Source organism: Thermoactinospora rubra (assembly GCF_002093975.1).
Lineage (GTDB): Bacteria > Actinomycetota > Actinomycetes > Streptosporangiales > Streptosporangiaceae > Nonomuraea > Nonomuraea rubra_A.
This window is the reverse complement of sequence record NZ_MSZZ01000024.1, coordinates 146356-165565: the sequence shown is the minus strand read 5'-3', so window position 1 is coordinate 165565 and position 19210 is coordinate 146356. Positions and strand designations below refer to the sequence as shown.

Here is a 19210-nt window from a genome sequence, read left to right as displayed (position 1 = left end):
CCCAGGTCCGGGTACACATCGCTAACACACCGGGGCGAGCTGGTCTTTCCCCGGATACCGGCATGCCGCTTGACGTCGCGTGGGACACGCGCGTGTAATTACAGCCATGTTGTTACGCCTCCAGGGTGGGTATTAGGGAGGCGTTCAAAAGGGGGGCTCCAGTGGGGGCGGGCGGCAGGGAGGTGCGCATTGGCCGATCTGGTCATCGCACATGACGAGTTTGACGGCGAAGAGCTCGGGTGGCAGGAGCGGGCCCTGTGCGCCCAGACCGACCCGGAGGCGTTCTTCCCGGAGAAGGGCGGTTCCACACGCGAGGCGAAGAAAGTTTGCCGCGCCTGCGAGGTGCGCGCCGAGTGCCTGGAGTACGCGCTCGAGCACGACGAGCGCTTCGGCATCTGGGGCGGGCTGTCGGAGCGGGAGCGGCGCAGGCTCAAGCGCCAGGCGGTGTGAGGCGGTCGAGGGCCACGTCGTGGCCCTCTTTTCGCGTTCGGGCGCGCCCTGGTCACAGCCGGGCTTTCCGTTGCCGGGCCTGTCGCGGTCAGGCGCCCTCGTCGTAGCCGGGGTCGACCGTCTCGGGCGACAGGCCGAGCAGGCTGGCCACCTGCTCGACGACCGTGTCGTGGATCAGCGCCCCGAGCGTGTCGCGGTCGCGGGCGCGCGCCTCCAGCGGGCGGCGGTAGATCACCACGGCCGCGGGACGGCGGCCGTGCGCCGCCTCGGCGCGCCCGAACGGGATGGCGTCGACGTGGCCGGGACCGTCGCCCAGCTCCCTGGCGGGAGGCACCTCCTCCACCGCGAACTCCACCGCGGCCAGCTGCTTGCCCCACTGCGGGCGCAGCCGCTCGACCGCGTCGAGCACGAGGTCGTCGAAGCGCTCGCCACGGGATCTTGCCATCGGCACCCACGAGGGGGCCAGCGGTCCGCGCAGACCCCGTCCGTGCCGGTCGCGGCGGCGCCCGCCGCGCTTGTCAGTCACGGCTCCAGTTTAGAAGCAGGGCCCGACAGCTGTCCGAATTGTGGCGACACGCTCGTTAGGAGCGGCGAGATAGTGGCGCCCGGGTCGCTGACCGGATACGGTCCCTCCGTGAGCCCCGTCCGCCGCTGTTCCCGCACTGCTTGCCGTCAGCCTGCCGTCTTCACGCTCACGTACGTTTACGCCGACTCGACCGCTGTGCTCGGCCCCCTGGCGACGTACGCGGAGCCACACTGCTACGACCTGTGCGCCGAACATGCCGAGCGACTGACCGCGCCGCGCGGGTGGGAGGTGGTCCGCCTGCCCACCGACGGCGCGGCGCCCAGCTCGGACGACCTGGAGGCGCTCGCCAACGCCGTCCGCGAGGCCGCCCGTCCGGCCCCGTCGGGGACCGAGCCGGTGGGCCAGGGCGTCGAGGTCGGCAGGCGCGGGCACCTGCGGGTTCTGCGTTCGGCCCAGCAGCACCGAGACCGATAGGCTCTGGCTCTGGGGAAACCATCACCAAGGGGCGGAGCTGACGAGTGGGCGACCTCGCCAGGATCTTCAAGGCATACGACGTTCGCGGCGTGGTGCCCGACGAGCTCGACGAGCCCGTCGCCGCCGCCGTGGGCGCCGCCTTCGTCGAGGTGACCGGCGCGCGATCGCTCGTGGTCGCGCGCGACATGCGCGTGTCGTCCGAGCCGTTGGCGCAGGCGTTCGTCCGGGGCGCGCTCGCCAGGGGCGCGCACGTGGTCGACGCGGGCCTGGCCTCCACGGACCTGCTCTACTACGCCAGCGGCAGCATGGAGCTGCCGGGCGTGATGTTCACGGCGAGCCACAACCCGGCCCGCTACAACGGCATGAAGATGTGCCACGCCGGTGCCGTGCCCGTGGGGGCCGACACCGGCCTGACCGAGATACGCGATCGTGCCGCCCGCATCGCCGACGTCGGCCCGGCCACCGGCACGGTCGTCCGCAAGGACCTGCTGCGCGGCTACGCCGCCCACCTGCGCACGCTCGTCGACCTCCACGCGATCCGCCCGCTCAAGGTGGTCGTCGACGCGGGCAACGCCATGGCCGGCCACACGGTCCCCGCCGTCTTCGAGGGCCTGCCGCTGGAGCTCGTCCCGCTCTACTTCGAGCTCGACGGCACCTTCCCCCACCACGAGGCCAACCCGCTGGAGCCGGAGAACCTGCGCGACCTGCAGAAGGCCGTCATCGACAGCCGCGCCGACATCGGCCTGGCCTTCGACGGCGACGCCGACCGCTGCTGGGTGGTCGACGAGCGGGGCGAGTCCGTCTCCCCGTCCGCCATCACCGCGCTGGTGGCCACGCGCGAGCTGGCCAAGCATCCCGGCAGCGTCATCATCCACAACCTGATCACCTCGCGGGCCGTGCCGGAGATCGTGGCCGAGCACGGCGGGCGGCCGGTCCGCACCCGCGTCGGCCACTCCTTCATCAAGGCCGAGATGGCCCGCACCGGCGCGGTCTTCGGCGGCGAGCACTCGGCCCACTACTACTTCCGCGACTTCTGGTACGCCGACTCCGGCATGCTGGCCGCGCTCCACGTGCTGGCCGCGCTGGGCGGGCAGGACCGGCCGCTGTCGGAGGTGGTGGCCGCCTACACCCGCTACCACGCCTCCGGCGAGATCAACAGCTCGGTGCCCGACGTCGCCGGCGCCATGGCCCGCGTACGGCGGGCGTTCGCGGGCAGGGGTGAGGTCGACGAGCTCGACGGCCTGACGGTCACCGGGGCGGGCTGGTGGTTCAACCTGCGCCCGTCCAACACCGAGCCGTTGCTGAGGCTCAACGCCGAGGCGGAGGACGAGCGGACCATGACCACGATCAGGGACGAGGTTCTAGGAGTGATCAAGTGAAGATCGACGACTGGCTGCTGGAGATCCTGGCCTGCCCGGCGTGCAAGTCGCCGCTGCGCGCCGACGCCGAGCACGACGAGCTGGCCTGCACCTCCTGCGGCCTGATCTACCCGGTCCGCGACGACATCCCCGTCCTGCTGGTGGACGAGGCCAGGAAGCCTTGAGCCGGGGGACCGGGAGGAGCCGCGGATGAGGTTCGAGCCCGACCTCCTCGACGACCAGGCCCACCTGGCCGACGCCGATCCCGGGGGCATGCTGCCCGCCGTAGCCTCGGCGGCCGCCCACGTCCGCACGGCGCACCGGATCGCGCTGGAGTGCGGCCTCGACTCCGTCAAGGACCGCCCGCGGGCGATCGTGGTGGTCGGGATGGGGGCGCCCGGCCTGGTCGGCGACATCCTCGGGGCCGCGTGCGGGCCGGGCGCCGCCGTACCCGTCGTGACCGTGAGCTCCCACCGGCTGCCCGGCTGGGTGGGCGCGGCCGACCTGGTGTTCGCCGTCTCCGGGTCCGGCCACAGCCGCGAGACGCTGTCCGCGGCGGCCGAGGCGGCGCGGCGCGGCTGCCACCTGATCGCCGTGGCCAGGAAGGGCTCGCCGCTGGAGTCCGTCGCCGCGCAGAGCTCGGGGACCTTCGTGCCGGTGCCCACGCACGGCCCGTCCCGCTCCAACCTGTGGCTGCTGGCCGTGCCGCCGCTGGTGGCCGCGGCCTCGCTCGGGCTGCTCAGGGCCGAGGCCGAGGTGTTCGAGCGGATGGCCGGGTTGCTGGAGGACGTCGCCTTCCGATGCCGGCCCGCCAGCGAGTCGTTCGTCAACGCCGGCAAGTCGCTGGCCATGGAGCTGGCGGGGACCGTCCCGCTCATCTGGGGCTCCTCGCCCGTGGCGGCCGTGGCGGCCCACCGGATGGCCACCCAGCTCGGCAAGAACGCCAAGTACCCCGCCCTCCACGGCGGGCTGTTCGACCTGGTCGCCGCCTTCGACGGCCCGCTCGCCGAGCGCGACGTCTTCGCCGACGAGGCGACCCCGTCGGTCCGCCTGGTCGTGCTGCGCGACGTCGCCGAGGACGCCGAGCTCGAACAGCGCAGGGTGCTGTCGGTACGGCTCGCGCAGGACCGCGGCGTGCCGGTCTCCGAGGTGACGGCCGAGGGCGAGCACCCGCTGGAGCGCCTGGCCACGTTGATCGAGCTCGTCGACTACGCCAGCGTCTACCTGGCCCTCGGCTACGGCCTGGACCCCACCCCGGTGTCGGCTGTGGCGGAGATGAAGTCCAGAATTTCCCAATAGGATCCTCTGGACCGGAACGATCTGATGACTGGAGTGGACCGTTGAGCGCGAGTGGCGGCACCAAAGCGATCATCGCGGCACTGGCGGCGAACCTTGCCATCGCGACGGCCAAGTTCGTGGCCGCGGCCTTCACCGGGTCCTCGGCCATGCTGGCGGAGGGCATCCACTCGGTCGCCGACTCGGGCAACCAGGTGCTGCTGCTGTTCGGCGGCAAGCGGGCGCAGCGGGCCAGCACCCCCGAGCACCCCTTCGGCTACGGCCGCGAGCGGTACTTCTACTCGTTCATCGTGGCGGTCGTGCTGTTCACCATCGGCGCGGCCTTCTCCCTCTACGAGGGCGTCAGCAAGCTGACGCACCCGCACGAGACCAGCTCCCTGGGGTGGGCGATCGGTGTGCTGGTCTTCGCGATCATCGCCGAGTCGCTGTCGTTCCGCACCGCGATCAAGGAGTCCAACGCGGTGCGCGGCAACCAGTCGTGGGTGGCGTTCGTGCGCCGGGCCAAGTCGCCGGAGCTGCCGGTGATCCTGCTGGAGGACCTCGGCGCCCTGCTCGGCCTGATCTTCGCGCTGTTCGGCGTGTCCATGACGGCCGTGACCGGCGACCCGGTCTGGGACGCCATCGGCACCATCATGATCGGCGCGCTGCTGGCCGTCATCGCGGTCGTGCTGGCCATCGAGACCAAGTCGCTGCTGATCGGCGAGGGCGCCGACCCGGCCACCGAGGAGCAGATCCGCAGCGCGCTGCAGAGCGCGCCCGAGGTCGAGCGCATCATCCACATGAAGACGCTCCACCTCGGCCCCGAGGAGCTGCTCGTCGCCGCCAAGATTGCAGTCGCGCACGACGACACCGCGGCCGAGGTGGCGCGCGGCATCGACGAGGCCGAGCAGCGCATCCGGGCCGCCGTGCCGATCGCCCGCGTCATCTACCTGGAGCCCGACCTGTTCCGCAGCACCAAGCCGGTCTCGTAGGCGTAGACGATGGCCTGCGCCCGGTCGCGCAGGCCCAGCTTGGTCAGCATCCGCGCCACGTGCGTCTTGACCGTGTGCTCCGTCACCACCAGCTCGGCGGCGATCTCCGCGTTCGACAGGCCCCTGGCGACCAGGCGCAGCACCTGCGCCTCGCGCGGCGTCAGGTCGGCGGGCGGCGGGGCCGGGCGCCGCCTGGCGAACTCGGCGATCAGCCGCCTGGTGATCCGGGGCGCGAGCAGCGCGTCGCCCTTGGCCACCACCCGCACCGCCGCGGTCAGCTCGGCGGCGGTGACGTCCTTGAGCAGGAAGCCGCTGGCGCCCGCGGCGAGCGCGTCGTAGACGTAGTCGTCCAGGTCGAACGTCGTGATCATGATGGCGCGGGTGGGCAGGCCCGCCCCGGCGATGCGCCGCACCGCCTCGATGCCGTTCAGCTCGGGCATCCTGATGTCCATCAGCGCGACATCCGGGACGTGCTGCCGCGCCAGCCGTACCGCCTCCAGGCCGTCGGCGGCGGCGCCCACCACGGTCAGGTCGGGGGCGGCCGACAGCACGGCGGTGAAGGCCCGCCGTACGGTCGGCTGGTCGTCGGCGACGAGGACGGTCGTCATTCGGTCGGCAGCCCTGCCTTCACCAGGAAACCGCCGCCGGTGATCGGCTCGGCGGAGAACCAGCCGCCCAGGCTCAAAGCCCGCTCGCGCATGCCGATCAGGCCGTGCCCGCCCTCGCCGATGCTCGCCTCGGGGCCGTCGTCGGCCACGCGCAGCACCAGCATGGCCGGGCGGTAGGCCAGTTCGATCGACACGCGCGAGCCCGGGGCGTGCTTGGCGGCGTTGGCCAGGCACTCCTGGACGATCCGGTAGGCGGACACGTCCACCGCCTGCGGCAGCGGCCTGGGCTCGCCGACCACGTCCAGGTCCACCGGGCCGTCGTGCTGCTCGATCAGCTCCGGCAGCCGTTCCACCCCCGGCTGTGGCGCGGTCTCCGGCGCGTCCTTGACGTCGGCGCGCAGCACGCCCAGCAGGCGGCGCATCTCCGCCAGCGTGGTGCGGGCGTTGGCGGCGATCTCCGCGAACTCCGCCCTGGCGTCCTCGCCCAGGTCCTTGAGGGTGTACGGCGCGGCCTCCGCCTGGACGGCGATCATGGAGATGGAGTGCGCCACGACGTCGTGCATCTCGCGGGCGATCCTGGCGCGCTCGGCCATCGCCGCCTGGTGGCGCAGCGCCTCGGTGTTGTCGGCCCTGACCTGCCGCACCTCGTTGCGGGTGCGCCGCAGGTCGGCGGCCAGGGTGACGATGGCGACGGTCCCGCCCGCCGCCGCGGACAGCAGGATCACCTCCTGCCCCGGCGAGCGGCCGAGGAACACGTAGCCCGCCAGCATCATCACGCACGCGCCCAGGAACGCGGCGGCGAGCAGCCCGCCCGCCAGCCAGGCCAGCCGGCGCTCCAGCAGGCGCAGCAGCGTGTACAGGCTCAGCACGCCCGAGCCGAGCACGCCCAGCAGCAGGCCGTCCGTGCCGATGCCGGAGGCCACCAGCAGGACCACGCCCCCCAGAGGGACGAGCGCCGAGGGCAGCGGGTCGGTGTGGCGGAACGCCTGCGGCAGGGTGGCGGCCAGCACGCCGAGCACGGCCAGCGGCCAGTGGTAGGCCAGGCCGTCGAGGGACAGGAGCTGGAGGAGCCCCACCAGCGCCAGCGCCACGGCGGTCGCCACGTCGGCGAGCGGGAGCGTTCTGTTCAGCAGTCTCATGGCCGTTCCTCAGTGAACCACGTCGAGCAGGCTGGCGACCGTGTACAGGTTCCAGACCGGGGCGGGCTTGGCGGCGTCCAGGGCCGCCCGGTCGAGCCGGACGATCCGCGCCAGGCCGGGCGAGCGCGGGAGCGCCGGCTTGAGCCCCGCGGCGGCTTCCGCACGCCAGTCCGGCGGCTTGGGCACGGCCTTGGCCTTGGTGGCCTCGGCCTCGAAGCGCCAGGGCCGCCCCTCCAGCGGGAGGCCGGCCAGGCCGGGCGCGTACTGCCGCAGCAGCTCGTGGACCAGGCGCTCCGAGCGCCGCCACACCGGGTCGAGCGCCAGCGCGGCGGCCACCACCCGGTGGTCGAGGAACGGCTGGACGCGCAGGCCCCCGCGCTGCGCGCCCGCACGGGAGGCGGCGTGCCAGCGGCCGACCCGATAGCGGAGGTAGAGGTGGTCGAGCGTGTCAGGGGTGGCCCGCTCCAGCCACGGTTTGGCCAGCGTCCTGGCGTGCTCGGCCGCCTCGGGGACGAGCAGCTTCTCGTGGCCCAGGAACATCGAGCGCAGCCGCCTGGCGACGGCGTCGCCGTCCAGGGTGCCCAGCCCGGCCAGGAAGCCGCCGCGCAGGATCTCGCCGCCCTGGCCGCCCAGCGACGGGCGCGGCTGGAAGGGCGCGTAGCGGGCGATGTTCTCGTACGCCGAGGTCATGCCCTCGCAGGCCCGCAGCACCTCCAGGGTCCGCTCCCGTGGGTCCTGGGCGGCGGCGGGCTTGGGCGGCACCACCTGGTGCTCGACGCCGAGCCGCCGGGCGACCTGGCGGGCGAGCACCACGTCGGGGTGGTCGTCGGCGCCGTAGGTGACGGCGACGAACGGCACCCCGGCCGTCTTCAGCAGGACGGCGACCAGGCGGCTGTCCCTGCCTCCCGTCAGCGTCAGCCGTACCGGCTCGGCGACGGCACGCAGCGGCTCGACCGCGGCCACCAGGGCGGAGGCCACGTCGCCGCGACCGGGCAGCGGCACCTCCTCCAGCCGTCTAAGCGGCCCTTCGGTGGTCAGGCGGGTGGCGGGCGGCAGGGCGTGGACGCCCCGGTAGGGGGTCTCGTCGGACAGGAAGTAGCCGGGGCCGACCATGGCCTGCAGCGCGAGCGGGTCCAGCTCGACCCGGCCGCCGGTGGCCACCAGGTGGACCAGCAGCGCCCGGCTGCCCACCACGTGCAGCTCGGGCGTCTCGGCGTAGTAGACCGGGTCGGCGCCGGTCGGCCCGGTGACGGCGGTGACGCCCTGGGGGGTGGCGGCGAAGACCGAATAGCAGCCGCCCAGGTCCAGCCGCCCCGCCAGGGCCTCGGGCAGGTCGGCCGGGTCGGCGAGGTAACCGCTCAGGCCCGCCGAGCCGACCAGCGGCCTGCCGGGCTCGTTGGACCAGGCCAGCAGCGCCACACCGGGCGCGTGCCACTCCTGGCGGGTGACGGTGTCCTGCGGCACGGGGAAGGCCGCCTCGATCGCCTCCATGGCGGTCTGGGTCGCCCGTTCGGCCGCTCCCCGGGCTTTGGCCGCGACGGCGAGGAAGACTTTCATGATTCCGCAGCCTGCCGGGCCGTCCCCCGGGGCGTCGTCACTCTTTCGAGTCAACTTCCCGGCCCTGAAGGACCGAGCTTGCAGCTCCTCACCGTGCATGGAGCGCACGGGTCAGGCCGCGTCGTCGGCAGCGTGACTCACTGCCCAGCCCGCGGCACCGCGCGAGGCGATGTTGCGGGCTGCATTGATGTCGGCGTGCTCAGCGAAGCCGCACGACGTGCAGCGGAAGGTGGCCTGTTCCGGCCGGTTCTTCTTGTCGATGTGGCCGCATGCCGAGCACCTCTGCGAGGTGTATCGGGGGTCCACGTAGACCACCGGCACCCCGGCGCGGGCCGCTTTATAGGCGAGGAACATCCCTAGCTGATGGAATGCCCACAAGTGCAGCGTGACCCGCTGGGGCTTGCGGAGCCGTACCCTCTCACGGATGCCGCCCAGGTCTTCAAGGGCGATGCCGCGACAGGTGCGTTGCGCCTCGGTCACGATCTGCTTGGAGATGCGGTGGTTGGTATCGGCCGCGAAGCGTGCTTCCCGGCCGGACAGCTTGCGTAGGAGCCGCTTGGCGGACTTGGTGCCCTTGGCCTGGAGGCGGCGGCGCAGGCGGCGGTTGCGGTGCCGGACTTGGTTCAGGTGCTTGCCCACGTGGACGGTGCCGTCGTCGGTGGTGGCGATGTTGGCGATGCCCAGATCCACCCCGAGGAAGCCGTCCGGCTCGATCGGGTCGGGCTCGGGGATGTCGCAGGTGGCGTACAGGTACCAGCTCCCGCCCCGGTACACAAGGTCACTCTCGCCTTGCCGATATCGGCGCAGCATGTCGAGCTGGGCCTGGGAGCAGGCGAACGGGATACGCCCGGAACGGCCCGCGCACGGTCCAGATGGACACGGTCTTGGCGTCGAGCTGCCAGGACAGGCACCGGTCATCGAACGGCTGGGCGGCGTCCTTGCGGAACCGGATCGGCTTCGACTCGACGGCCGTACGTCGCTTCGATCCCTCGGGACCGTAGTTCCCGGCCTCCAGGCTCGCCTTCAGCGTGGCGTAGGCACCGGCTGTCTTGCGGGCCACGTGGATCGCGGGCTGTGCGGACAGGCCCATTTCCTTCAGTTCGCCGTATACGAGCCGCTGGAGAGCGAACTTGCCCTTCACCCTGGTGTCGAATGCGCGGCGGGAGGCGAAGTTCGCGGCACGGTTGCACAGGTTCAGCGTCTCCCGCAGTGCCGCCTCGGTGGCGGCGTCGGGGAGCAGCTTTACCTGCACGGCCAGTTTCATGCCCGCAGCCTATCATCTTATCTATGTCGCCAAGATGGGAACCAGATCCCGATGTCAGACGAGGTCGCAGCGTCGTCTATAACCTTCACGTCCATCTTGTCTTCGTCACCAGGTACCGGCGTGACGTGCTCAACGACGCGATGCTCACCCGCTGCGAGGAAGTCATGCGGGACGTGTGCACCCGGCTCGGTGCGACCCTGCGGGAATTCAACGGCGCGGATGACCACGTACACCTGCTCGTGCACTACCCGCCGAAGCTCCCGATCTCGACCCTGGTCAACCGGCTCAAGGGCGTCTCTGCGCACTATCTGCGCAAGGAGTTCACCGGCCGGATCAACCGACACATCATGCACGGGCATCTGTGGTCGCCGTCGTACTTCGCCGGATCCTGCGGCGGGGCACCCCTGGAGATCATCCGTGAATACATCGAGAACCAGAAGCGCCAGGACTAGGATCCGGGCGCAGGCCGGGAAGCCATTCCTCCCGGCCCTGAGGAACCAGGATTCCTGGCTAGAACATCTTGAACCGGCCGCGAGTGAACAGGGCGCAGCAACCGCAGCGCCTTCTCCTTCTCGAAGTCCAGCGCCCGCCGCGGGGCCTGCAGCCGCCCGATCCGCAGGCCCAGGTCCCTTACGGCCTGCGCCACCGCCGGGTCGCTCAGCACCCGAAGGCCGAACGCCAGCTCGGCGGGCGAGATGTCCAGCCGCCGCTCCAGCTCCACCTCCTGCGCCACGGCCGCCAGCTCCTCCGGGCCGAACCGGCGGTGCGCCCCGGTCTCGCGGACCGGCGGCAGGAGGCCCAGGGACTCGCGGTAGCGGAGCATCCGCGGCGACATGCCCAGCCGCTTGGCGGCTTCGGTGATACGCATCCTTACATTCTTATGGAAGATTCCCCGTCCTCGGGATGCGGCCGTCTCGCGGCGCCGCCTAGACTCGTCCGCGACACCGTTCATGCCGCGAGCTTCATGACGCGAGGGGAAACAGATGGACTTCAAGGTCGCCGACCTGTCGCTGGCCGAGTTCGGCCGCAAGGAGATCAGGCTCGCCGAGCACGAGATGCCCGGCCTCATGGCCGTCCGCAAGGAGTACGCGGCCTCCCAGCCCCTCCGCGGCGCCAAGATCATGGGCTCCCTGCACATGACCATCCAGACCGCCGTGCTCATCGAGACGCTCGTCGCGCTCGGCGCGGAGGTCCGCTGGGTGTCGTGCAACATCTTCTCCACCCAGGACCACGCCGCCGCCGCGGTCGTCGTCGGCCCCGACGGCACGCCGGACAACCCGCGGGGCGTCCCGGTGTTCGCCTGGAAGGGCGAGACGCTGGAGGAGTACTGGTGGTGCACCGAGCAGGCCCTCACCTGGCCGGGCGGCGACGGGCCCAACATGATCCTCGACGACGGCGGCGACGCCACGCTGCTGGTGCACAAGGGCGCGGAGTACGAGAAGGCCGGCGCCGTGCCGACCGCCTCCGAGGACGACCCCGAGGAGTGGAAGGTCATCCTGGAGCTGCTCCGCCGTACCGTGGGGCCGGACAAGAAGTGGACGAAGATCGCCGAGCGGATCAAGGGCGTCACCGAGGAGACGACCACCGGCGTCCACCGCCTGTACGAGATGTACAAGAACGGCACCCTCCTCTTCCCGGCGATCAACGTCAACGACTCGGTCACCAAGTCGAAGTTCGACAACAAGTACGGCTGCCGCCACAGCGTCATCGACGGCCTCAACCGCGCCACCGACGTGCTGATCGGCGGCAAGGTCGCCGTCGTGTGCGGCTACGGCGACGTCGGCAAGGGCTGCGCCGACGCGCTGCGCGGCCAGGGCGCCCGCGTCATCGTCACCGAGATCGACCCGATCTGCGCGCTGCAGGCGGCCATGGACGGCTTCCAGGTCACCACCCTGGAGGAGGTCGTCGACAAGGCCGACATCTTCGTCACCGCCACCGGCAACTTCAACATCATCACCGCCGAGCACATGGCGAAGATGAAGCACCAGGCGATCGTCTCCAACATCGGCCACTTCGACAACGAGATCGACATGGCCGGGCTGGCCCGCGTCCCCGGCATCAAGAAGGTCAACATCAAGCCGCAGGTCGACGAGTGGGTCTTCCCCGACGGCCACTCGATCATCGTGCTCGCCGAGGGCCGCCTGATGAACCTCGGCTGCGCGACCGGCCACCCGTCGTTCGTGATGTCCAACTCCTTCACCAACCAGGTGATCGCGCAGATCGAGCTGTTCACCAAGACGGACGAGTACCCGATCGGCGTCTACACGCTGCCCAAGCACCTGGACGAGAAGGTCGCGCGCCTCCACCTGGACGCCCTGGGCGTCAAGCTCACGCAGCTGACCAAGGAGCAGGCGGAGTACATCGGCGTGTCGGTCGAGGGCCCCTACAAGCCGGACCACTACCGCTACTGACCGGTACGCCTCCCCGCCCGCTCGACCGGGCTTTCCGCTCGCACCCCGACCGCCCCAGGGCCGGCCTTGGGGCGGCTGCTGTCGGGGGAACCGCCGGTTTCCGCGGCGCGCTGCGCCATGGCCGTCCTAGGACTGCAGCGAGCACGTCCCGGGCGCCGGGTCGGCGGGACGGTGGACGGCGGGGCCCGGCGCCGGGTGGACGGCGCCCAGCCACCCGACCCCGGCGATCGCCCAACGACACGTCGTCACGGCGAGCACCCCGTCCGACTGCGTAGCGTGGTATCGACCGGCGCGCACCCACGTCGGCGAGTGGCGCCAAGGTGGCGCCAGCCGTACAGCACAAAACCCACCAAACAACCCGAAAGAGGGCATTCGTGGAGCGGATCGGCTGGGCGGCGCGGGCGATGCCCGTGCTCACCGCCATCGGGGAGCGGTTCGCGCGGGAGCGGCCGCTCGACGGGCTGAGGATCGCCGCCTGCCTCCACGTCACCGCCGAGACCGCCGTGCTCATGGAGGCCCTGCGCGCCGGGGGCGCCGAGATCGCCCTGGCCGCCTCCAACCCCCTGTCCACCCAGGACGACGTCGCCGAAGCCCTGACGAGCAGCGGCATCGCCGTCCACGCCAAGGCCGGCGTGGACCGGGCCACGTACTACCGCCACATCCACCAGGCGCTCGACATCGCCCCCGACCTCGTCCTCGACGACGGCTGCGACCTGGTCAACACCCTCCACACCGAGCGCACCGACCTGCTCGCCAACGTCTCCGGCGGCTGCGAGGAGACCACGACCGGCATCATCCGCCTGCGCCAGATGCACGCCGAGGGCGCCCTGGGCTTCCCCGTGGTGGCCGTCAACGACACGCGGACGAAGCGGATGTTCGACAACCGGTACGGCACCGGCCAGTCGACGTTCGACGGCATCATGCGCGCCACCAACACCATGCTCGCCGGGCGCGTGGTCGTCGTCGCCGGGTTCGGGTACTGCGGCCGGGGCGTCGCCGAGCGCGCCAAGGGCATGGGCGCCCGCGTCGTCGTCACCGAGATCGACCCGGTGAAGGCGCTCGACGCGCTGCTGCAGGGCTACGACGTCCAGCCGATGGAGCGGGCCGCGAGGATCGGCGAGGTGTTCGTCACGGTCACCGGCAACCGCGACGTGATCCGCGCCGAGCACCTGGAGGTCATGAAGGACGGCGCCATCCTGGCCAACGCCGGGCACTTCGACGTGGAGATCGACGTCAGGGCGCTGGAGAGCCTCGCGGTCGAGGTGCACCGCGGCGTGCGGCCGAACACCGACGAGTACGTCCTGGCCGACGGCCGCCGCCTGCTCCTGCTGGCCGAGGGCCGCCTGGTGAACCTGACGGCCGCCGAGGGCCATCCCGCCGCCGTGATGGACATGTCGTTCTCGGCCCAGGCGCTGTCGGTGGCGTGGCTGGCCAGGGAGCGCCTACGGCTGGCGCCGGGCGTCTACGAGGTGCCGGAGGAGATCGACGTGGAGGTGGCCAGGCTCAAGCTGGCCGCGGCGGGGACCGAGATCGACACGCTCACCCCGGAACAGGAGGAGTACCTCCACTCGTGGCGTGTTGGATCCTAGCCTCCTTTTGTAGATAATCCGGGCACTCCTTGCGACAGACGGAGGCCCAAAATGTCCCTGCGAGGCTTATCCGCCCGCGTCCTCCTCGCGACCGGCGTCGTGCTGACGATGGTGTCAGCCCCGGCCGGCGCCGCCCCCGACGACTACGTCAAAAGCAACAACATCCGGCTCGAAGCCCACCTCGACCTCGCCCCCGCCGCGACGATCAACAGTGACATCGCCTTCCAGGGCGACTACGCCTACGTCGGGAACTTCAACGGGTTCGCCGTCTACGACATCAAACATCCCAAGCGGCCCAGGCTCGTCAGCTCCGTGCTGTGCCCCGGCGGCCAGATGGACGTGACGATCCTGGGCGACATCCTCGTGACCTCGGTCGACGAGTCCCGCAGCGACGACTCCTGCGCCAGCAAGCCCCAGTCGGCGCGCGAGCCGTCCTCCTGGGAGGGGCTGCGCATCTTCGACGTCAGCGACAAGGCCAACCCTCGCTACGTCAAGTCGGTCGAGACCGACTGCGGTTCCCACACGCACACGCTAGTGCCGGACAAGCAGGGCGAGGCCTTCTACGTCTACGTCTCCTCCTACGCGCCCTCCGACTCCTTCCCCGACTGCCGCCCGCCGCACGACAAGATCTCGATCGTGAAGGTGCCGCTGGACGATCCGGCCGCCGCCGCGGTCGTCGCCACCCCGGTGCTGTTCCCGCCCGACCAGCAGAACGCCGCGGCCACCACCGGCTGCCACGACATCACCGCCTACCCCGCGCTCGACCTGGCCGCCGGGGCCTGCATGGGTGACGGCGTGCTGCTGGACATCTCCGACCGCGAGCAGCCCAGGGTGATCGACCGTGTGACCGACGCGAACTTCGCGTTCTGGCACTCGGCGACGTTCAACAACGCCGGCACCAAGGTCGTCTTCACCGACGAGCTCGGCGGCGGCACCCGCGCCCGCTGCACGGCCGCCGAGGGACCGACCCGCGGCGCCGACGCGGTCTACGACATCGTCGACCGCAGGCTCGTCTTCCGCAGCTACTACAAGATTTCTCGCCTGCAGACCGCCACCGAGAACTGCGTGGCCCACAACGGCTCGCTGATCCCGGTCAAGGGGCGCGACATCATGGTCCAGGCGTGGTACCAGGGCGGCGTGTCGGTCTGGGACTTCACCGACTCGGCGAACCCCAGGGAGATCGCCTTCTTCGACCGCGCGCCGATCTCCGACACCCAGCTCGTGCTGGGCGGCTACTGGTCGGCGTACTACTACAACGGTTACGTCTACGGCAGCGAGATCTACCGCGGGTTCGACGTCTTCCGCGTCGTCGACCCACGGGTGAACCAGGCCGGCAGCGTCAAGCTCGACCTGCTGAACGTGCAGACCCAGGGCGCCTACCCCGAGCGCGGCAACGGCGTGCCGGGCGGGTCCTGATCCCCTGAGGCGCCGGGCCCGCGGGCCCGGCGCCTCCTCACGAGCCTCGAAGGGTCACAGTTCCCGGAGGATCCGGCGCATCCTGCCGATCTCCGCGCCCTGGCTTGCGCCGATCTCGTTGGCCAGCTCCCGGATGGCGGTGTGCGAGCCGTCCCGCAGGACGTCGGCGGACATCCGGACCGCGCCCTCGTGATGCCTGATCATCAGCTCCAGGAAGAGCCGGTCGAAGGCGGCGCCAGAGGCGGCCTTGAGGGCCTCCATCTGCTCGGGGGTGGCCATGCCGGGCATCCCGGTGTGGGCGGCGTGGTGGCCGGGCACGCGCTGGCCCTGCTCGCGCAGCCAGGTGGCGAGGTACTCGATCTCGGGCGCCTGCGTGTCCTTGATGCGCGACGCGATGGCCTTGACCCGCTCGAAGCTCGCCCTCGAAGGGGCCAGCACGCACATGTCGAGGGCCTGGCGGTGGTGGACGACCATGTCCTGGACGTACTTGACGTCCGCGGCGTTGGCCGTGGGGGAGGGCACGGCGGTCGCCGCCTCGCCGGGTGACAGCGTCCTGGCCGCCTCCCCGGGCTTGCCGGGCGCGATCACCGGGACCGTGGAGGACGGCCGGGGCGCCGCGCCGGTGCCGCTGCACCCGGCCAGTACCAGGAGGATCCCGGCGATGAGCGTCCGCATGCGCACACTGTGCCACAAAGGTCCAAAAGGCGGCACCGGCCCCACGGACGGGCTCAGACCGGCGGGGCGAAGCCGCCCGGGGTGGCCTCCGGTTCCTGCTTGTTCCGGTACGGCTGGGCCGGCGGCGCGAACGGAGCGGGCGGAGGAGCCATCGGATAGGCCGCCAGAGGAGCAGGCGGGGGAGCGGGCGGAGGGACGGCCGGATAGGCGGGCGCGTACGCCGGTCGAGGGGGAGGCGGCGCGGGGTGGCCCGTCCCGGCCTGGCGCGCCAGCCGTACCTGGGCCCGGCGGCGGCGCTCGGCCAGGACGGCGCTGAGGTAGGCGTGCGGCGGCACGCCGGGCGGCGGAGGCGGCGCGATGCGGGAGGCGACCTGGTTGGCGATGCGCGTGCCCATCTCGTGCTGGACCGCCGGGCTCAGCTCGTGCCAGCGCAGCAGGTACTGCCTGGCCGCGGCGGCGACGTCGTCGGGCAGCTGCGACAGCTCCAGCGTGCTCGCCCACTGCGCCAGCTGGGGCGGCATCTGGATGACCGTCGAGGTGTCGCGCGGCCCCCGCTCGGAGATCACGATCGTGCCCGCGAAGACGTCGCCGAGCCGCTTGCCCTGCTGCGACACCAGCGAGCAGATCAGCGCCGGCGCGCCGTAGAAGATCCAGAACTCCACGAAGCCCGCCAGCCCGCGAAACAGCGCCTGGCGGAACCGCTCGGGGCTGCCGTCGTCGCTGACCACGCGCAGGCCGAGCGCCATCTTGCCGAGGCTGCGCCCCCGGGTGAGGGTCTCGATCGCGACCGGGTAGCCCACGGTCACCAGCACCACCAGCAGGATGTTCGCCGCCGCGAACAGCGCCGGGTCGCTCACCGAGGCGAACATCGACAGCAGGACGAACACGCCGATGAGGACGGTCCACTGCACGAGCAGGTCGATGAGGACGGCCAGGGCCCGGGTCGGCAGCTGGGCCACCCGTACCTCGAGGACGACGGCGTCACCGGTGACTACCTCGGACATACCGGGAGCCTAGTGCGTCAGAATGTCGGCGTGGACATCGATGCTTTCGTCGCGGCGCACCGCCAGGCCTGGGACCGTCTCGAGCACCTCATCAAGCACCGCTCGAAGCTGACCGGGCCGGAGGTCGACGAGCTGGTGGCCCTCTACCAGCGGGTGTCCACGCACCTGTCCATCGTGCGCTCGGGGCACGCCGACGCGCTGCTGGTGGGGCGGCTGTCGGCGCTGGTGGCCCGCGCGAGGTCGGCGGTCACGGGCGCCCACACCCCGGCCTGGCGGGAGCTGCTGAGGTTCTTCACCGTGTCCTTCCCCGTGGTGGCCTACCGGGCCCGGTGGTGGTGGCTGGGCGCGGCGCTGGCGTTCCTGGCGGTCTCCTGGGTGATGGGCGCGTGGGTCGCGGGCAGTCCCGAGGTCCAGGCGTCGATCGCCTCGGAGGAGGAGATCACGCAGCTGGTCGAGCACGACTTCGCGGACTACTACTCGGAGAACCCGGCGGCCTCCTTCGCCAGCCGCGTCTGGATCAACAACGCCTGGGTCTCCATGCTCATGATCATCTCGGCGATCTTCATGGGCCTGCCGATCCCGTACTTCCTCTACACCAACGCCGAGAACGTCGCGGTGGCCGGAGGGCTCATGGCCTCGCGCGGCAAGCTCGACATCTTCTTCGGCCTCATCACCCCGCACGGCCTGCTGGAGCTGACCGCGGTGTTCCTGGCGGCGGGCGCCGGGATGCGCCTGGGCTGGACCGTCGTCGACCCCGGGCCGCGCGGCAGGCTGGAGGCGCTGGCCGAGCAGGGCAGGGCCGTCGTCGCGGTGGCGCTCGGGCTGGTGGCGGTGCTGTTCGTCTCCGGGCTGATCGAGGCGCTCGTCACCCCGTCCGGGCTGCCGACGTGGGCGCGGATCGCCATCGGGGTGCTGGCCGAGATCGGGTTCCTGGCGTATGTCGTCGTGCTCGGGCGGCGCGCCATGCGGGCCAGGGAGACCGGCGACATCGAGCGCGCCCCCGACATCGCGCCCACCACGGCCTGACCCGCTACAGCCGTCCTGCGGCCTTGAGGGCCAGGTAGGCGTCGGCCAGCGCCGGGGCGATCTCGTCGGGGGCCGCGTCGACCACCTCGACGCCGTGCCGCCGCAGCCGGGCGGTGATCCGCCTCCGGTCGGCCATGGCGCGCTCCGCCGCCGCGGCGTCGTAGACCTGCTCGGCCGTCCCCTTGCGGGCCGCCATCGCGGCCACCAGCGGGTCCGACACGCCCGCGACCAGCACGAGGTGGCGCGAGGACAGCTGGGGGAGCACGGGCATCAGGCCCTCGTCCAGCGCGGCGGCGTTCAGGTCCGTGAGCAGGACCACCAGGCAGCGGTGGCGGGCGCGGGAGAGCACCGCGGCCACCATCCCGGCGGCGTCGGCCTCGATCAGCTCCGCCTCGATCGGCGCCATGACGTTGACCAGGGCGGGCAGCAGCTCGGTGCGGGAGGCTCCGGAGACCCAGGCGCGCACCGCGCGGTCGTAGGCGAGGAAGTCGACCCGGTCGCCGGCGCGGGCGGCCAGCGCGGCGAGCAGCAGGGCGGCGTCCATCGACCAGTCCAGGCGCGGCCAGCCGGGGGCCGGCAGCGCCTCGTCCTGCGTCCGGGAAACGGCCCCCGGCCGGCTCTGCCCGGGGATCGACGGGGTGAGCAGGCCGCGCCGGGGGACCGCCCCGGCCAGCGGGATGGGGGCGACGCCGACCCGGCCCGCCGAGGTGCGGCCGGTGTCGAGGACGATCAGCACCCGCCGGTCGCGCTCGGGCCGCCAGGTGCGGACCACGACGTCGTGGCGGCGGGCGGTCGCGCGCCAGTCGATGGAGCGCACGTCGTCGCCGACGACGTACTCGCGCAGCGAGTCGAACTCGGTGCCCTGCCCGCGGACCAGGGCGGGGTGCTGGCCCTCCAGCTCGCGCAGGCGGGCCAGGCGCGAGGGGAGGTGCTTGCGCGACAGGAACGGCGGCAGCACCCGCACCGACCACGGCGCCCGGTGGGTGCCCTGCCTGGAGGCCAGGCCCAGCGGGCCGCGCGAGCGCACGGCGACCGCGACGGACTCCCGGTCGCCGCGCCGCGCCGGGGCGAGCGTGACGGTGTAGCGGCGGCGCTCGCCGGGCGGGACGTCGACCGGCTGCGAGCGCGGGACGGCTCCCGCGGACGGGGGCCAGGCGTCGCGCAGCTCGCCGCGCACCCGCCGCCTGCCGGGGTTCTCCACGACGATCTGGAGCGTGGCGGTCTGGCCCAGCCGGATCAGCGTGTCGCCGGAGCGGTGGAAGCGCAGGGGCCGTACGGCTCCCGCGAACAGCAGGTCGACCAGGACACCCGCGGCCAGCAGCAGGCACACCCCGGCCAGCGCGGGGCCGGGCTGCGGCGCGATCAGCACGACCACGACGCCCAGCGCCGCCACCAGCGCGGCCCGCCCGCTCAGCGCCATCTCACCACCCCGCCTCGCGCGTGACC

General features: G+C 72.0%; 20 protein-coding genes and 1 pseudogene. 11 read left to right on the top strand and 10 right to left on the bottom strand.

Annotated elements, in window-relative coordinates; translation table 11 throughout:
• The first annotated feature begins 189 nt into the window (after positions 1 to 189).
• On the top strand, positions 190 to 450 hold the full coding sequence (locus BSB02_RS24355) for a WhiB family transcriptional regulator (protein WP_084962182.1): 261 nt from the start codon (positions 190 to 192) through the stop codon (positions 448 to 450).
• An 88-nt stretch (positions 451 to 538) separates the two neighbouring features.
• Here the strand turns inward: BSB02_RS24355 and BSB02_RS24350 are convergent, their stop codons facing one another.
• The gene (locus BSB02_RS24350) at positions 539 to 976 is read right to left on the bottom strand and encodes a metallopeptidase family protein (RefSeq protein WP_240506626.1); all 438 of its coding nucleotides are present in this window, start codon (positions 974 to 976) and stop codon (positions 539 to 541) included.
• A 108-nt stretch (positions 977 to 1084) separates the two neighbouring features.
• Here BSB02_RS24350 and BSB02_RS24345 point away from each other — a divergent pair, with 108 nt between their 5' ends.
• The 5 genes from BSB02_RS24345 to BSB02_RS24325 are packed head-to-tail and all read left to right on the top strand — an operon-like array spanning position 1085 to position 5075.
• Entirely contained in the window at positions 1085 to 1450 is a 366-nt protein-coding gene (locus tag BSB02_RS24345) for a DUF3499 domain-containing protein (RefSeq protein ID WP_084962281.1), read from the top strand.
• Positions 1451 to 1494: 44 nt separating this feature from the next.
• On the top strand, positions 1495 to 2829 hold the full coding sequence (locus tag BSB02_RS24340) for a phosphomannomutase/phosphoglucomutase (RefSeq protein ID WP_084962180.1): 1335 nt from the start codon (positions 1495 to 1497) through the stop codon (positions 2827 to 2829).
• Complete coding sequence (locus tag BSB02_RS24335; RefSeq protein ID WP_084962178.1) at positions 2826 to 2993, top strand: Trm112 family protein; 168 nt, start codon at positions 2826 to 2828, stop codon at positions 2991 to 2993. The genes BSB02_RS24340 and BSB02_RS24335 overlap by 4 nt, the downstream gene beginning before the upstream one ends.
• A gap of 25 nt (positions 2994 to 3018) precedes the next feature.
• On the top strand, positions 3019 to 4107 hold the full coding sequence (locus BSB02_RS24330; RefSeq protein ID WP_084962176.1) for an SIS domain-containing protein: 1089 nt from the start codon (positions 3019 to 3021) through the stop codon (positions 4105 to 4107).
• Positions 4108 to 4148: 41 nt separating this feature from the next.
• Positions 4149 to 5075 carry a cation diffusion facilitator family transporter gene (locus tag BSB02_RS24325; protein ID WP_084962174.1) on the top strand — a complete coding sequence of 309 codons (927 nt, stop codon included), beginning with the start codon at positions 4149 to 4151 and terminating at the stop codon, positions 5073 to 5075.
• On the opposite strand, the gene BSB02_RS24320 is transcribed toward BSB02_RS24325, so the two are convergent.
• From BSB02_RS24320 to BSB02_RS43655, 4 genes and pseudogenes are all read right to left on the bottom strand, one after another.
• Positions 5030 to 5683, bottom strand: coding sequence for a response regulator (locus tag BSB02_RS24320; RefSeq protein ID WP_084962172.1), 654 nt, complete (start codon positions 5681 to 5683; stop codon positions 5030 to 5032). The two genes, BSB02_RS24325 and BSB02_RS24320, sit on opposite strands and share 46 nt — an antisense overlap.
• Entirely contained in the window at positions 5680 to 6822 is a 1143-nt protein-coding gene (locus BSB02_RS24315) for a sensor histidine kinase (RefSeq protein WP_084962170.1), read from the bottom strand. Before BSB02_RS24315 ends, BSB02_RS24320 begins: the two co-directional genes overlap by 4 nt.
• A gap of 9 nt (positions 6823 to 6831) precedes the next feature.
• On the bottom strand, positions 6832 to 8379 hold the full coding sequence (locus BSB02_RS24310) for an asparagine synthase-related protein (RefSeq protein WP_084962168.1): 1548 nt from the start codon (positions 8377 to 8379) through the stop codon (positions 6832 to 6834).
• Positions 8380 to 8490: 111 nt separating this feature from the next.
• Positions 8491 to 9643 (bottom strand): annotated as a pseudogene (locus tag BSB02_RS43655) (RNA-guided endonuclease InsQ/TnpB family protein).
• Between the two features lie 23 nt (positions 9644 to 9666).
• Here BSB02_RS43655 and tnpA point away from each other — a divergent pair.
• On the top strand, positions 9667 to 10095 hold the full coding sequence (gene tnpA, locus BSB02_RS24300; protein ID WP_084962166.1) for an IS200/IS605 family transposase: 429 nt from the start codon (positions 9667 to 9669) through the stop codon (positions 10093 to 10095).
• On the opposite strand, the gene BSB02_RS24295 is transcribed toward tnpA, so the two are convergent.
• The gene (locus BSB02_RS24295) at positions 10092 to 10511 is read right to left on the bottom strand and encodes a MerR family transcriptional regulator (RefSeq protein WP_240506625.1); all 420 of its coding nucleotides are present in this window, start codon (positions 10509 to 10511) and stop codon (positions 10092 to 10094) included. The two genes, tnpA and BSB02_RS24295, sit on opposite strands and share 4 nt — an antisense overlap.
• A 115-nt stretch (positions 10512 to 10626) precedes the next feature.
• On the opposite strand from BSB02_RS24295, the gene ahcY reads away from it, so the two are divergent.
• Entirely contained in the window at positions 10627 to 12054 is a 1428-nt protein-coding gene (gene ahcY / locus BSB02_RS24290; protein ID WP_084962164.1) for an adenosylhomocysteinase, read from the top strand.
• A 126-nt stretch (positions 12055 to 12180) separates the two neighbouring features.
• Here the strand turns inward: ahcY and BSB02_RS43085 are convergent, their stop codons facing one another.
• Positions 12181 to 12303, bottom strand: coding sequence for a hypothetical protein (locus BSB02_RS43085; protein WP_276206350.1), 123 nt, complete (start codon positions 12301 to 12303; stop codon positions 12181 to 12183).
• A gap of 125 nt (positions 12304 to 12428) precedes the next feature.
• Between BSB02_RS43085 and BSB02_RS24285 the strand changes: the two genes are divergently transcribed.
• Positions 12429 to 13643 (top strand): adenosylhomocysteinase, encoded by a 1215-nt coding sequence (locus BSB02_RS24285; RefSeq protein WP_276206349.1) that lies wholly within the window; start codon positions 12429 to 12431, stop codon positions 13641 to 13643.
• 51 nt (positions 13644 to 13694) lie between these two features.
• Positions 13695 to 15059, top strand: a complete 1365-nt coding sequence (locus tag BSB02_RS24280) for an LVIVD repeat-containing protein (RefSeq protein WP_084962162.1) — start codon at positions 13695 to 13697, stop codon at positions 15057 to 15059.
• A 54-nt stretch (positions 15060 to 15113) separates the two neighbouring features.
• On the opposite strand, the gene BSB02_RS24275 is transcribed toward BSB02_RS24280, so the two are convergent.
• Positions 15114 to 15734, bottom strand: coding sequence for a DUF305 domain-containing protein (locus tag BSB02_RS24275; RefSeq protein ID WP_143591075.1), 621 nt, complete (start codon positions 15732 to 15734; stop codon positions 15114 to 15116).
• A 53-nt stretch (positions 15735 to 15787) separates the two neighbouring features.
• Complete coding sequence (locus tag BSB02_RS24270; RefSeq protein ID WP_084962158.1) at positions 15788 to 16738, bottom strand: RDD family protein; 951 nt, start codon at positions 16736 to 16738, stop codon at positions 15788 to 15790.
• A gap of 30 nt (positions 16739 to 16768) precedes the next feature.
• On the opposite strand from BSB02_RS24270, the gene BSB02_RS24265 reads away from it, so the two are divergent.
• Positions 16769 to 17764 (top strand): stage II sporulation protein M, encoded by a 996-nt coding sequence (locus tag BSB02_RS24265; RefSeq protein WP_084962156.1) that lies wholly within the window; start codon positions 16769 to 16771, stop codon positions 17762 to 17764.
• Between the two features lie 4 nt (positions 17765 to 17768).
• On the opposite strand, the gene BSB02_RS24260 is transcribed toward BSB02_RS24265, so the two are convergent.
• On the bottom strand, positions 17769 to 19184 hold the full coding sequence (locus BSB02_RS24260) for a DUF58 domain-containing protein (RefSeq protein ID WP_084962154.1): 1416 nt from the start codon (positions 19182 to 19184) through the stop codon (positions 17769 to 17771).
• Positions 19185 to 19210: the final 26 nt, after the last annotated feature.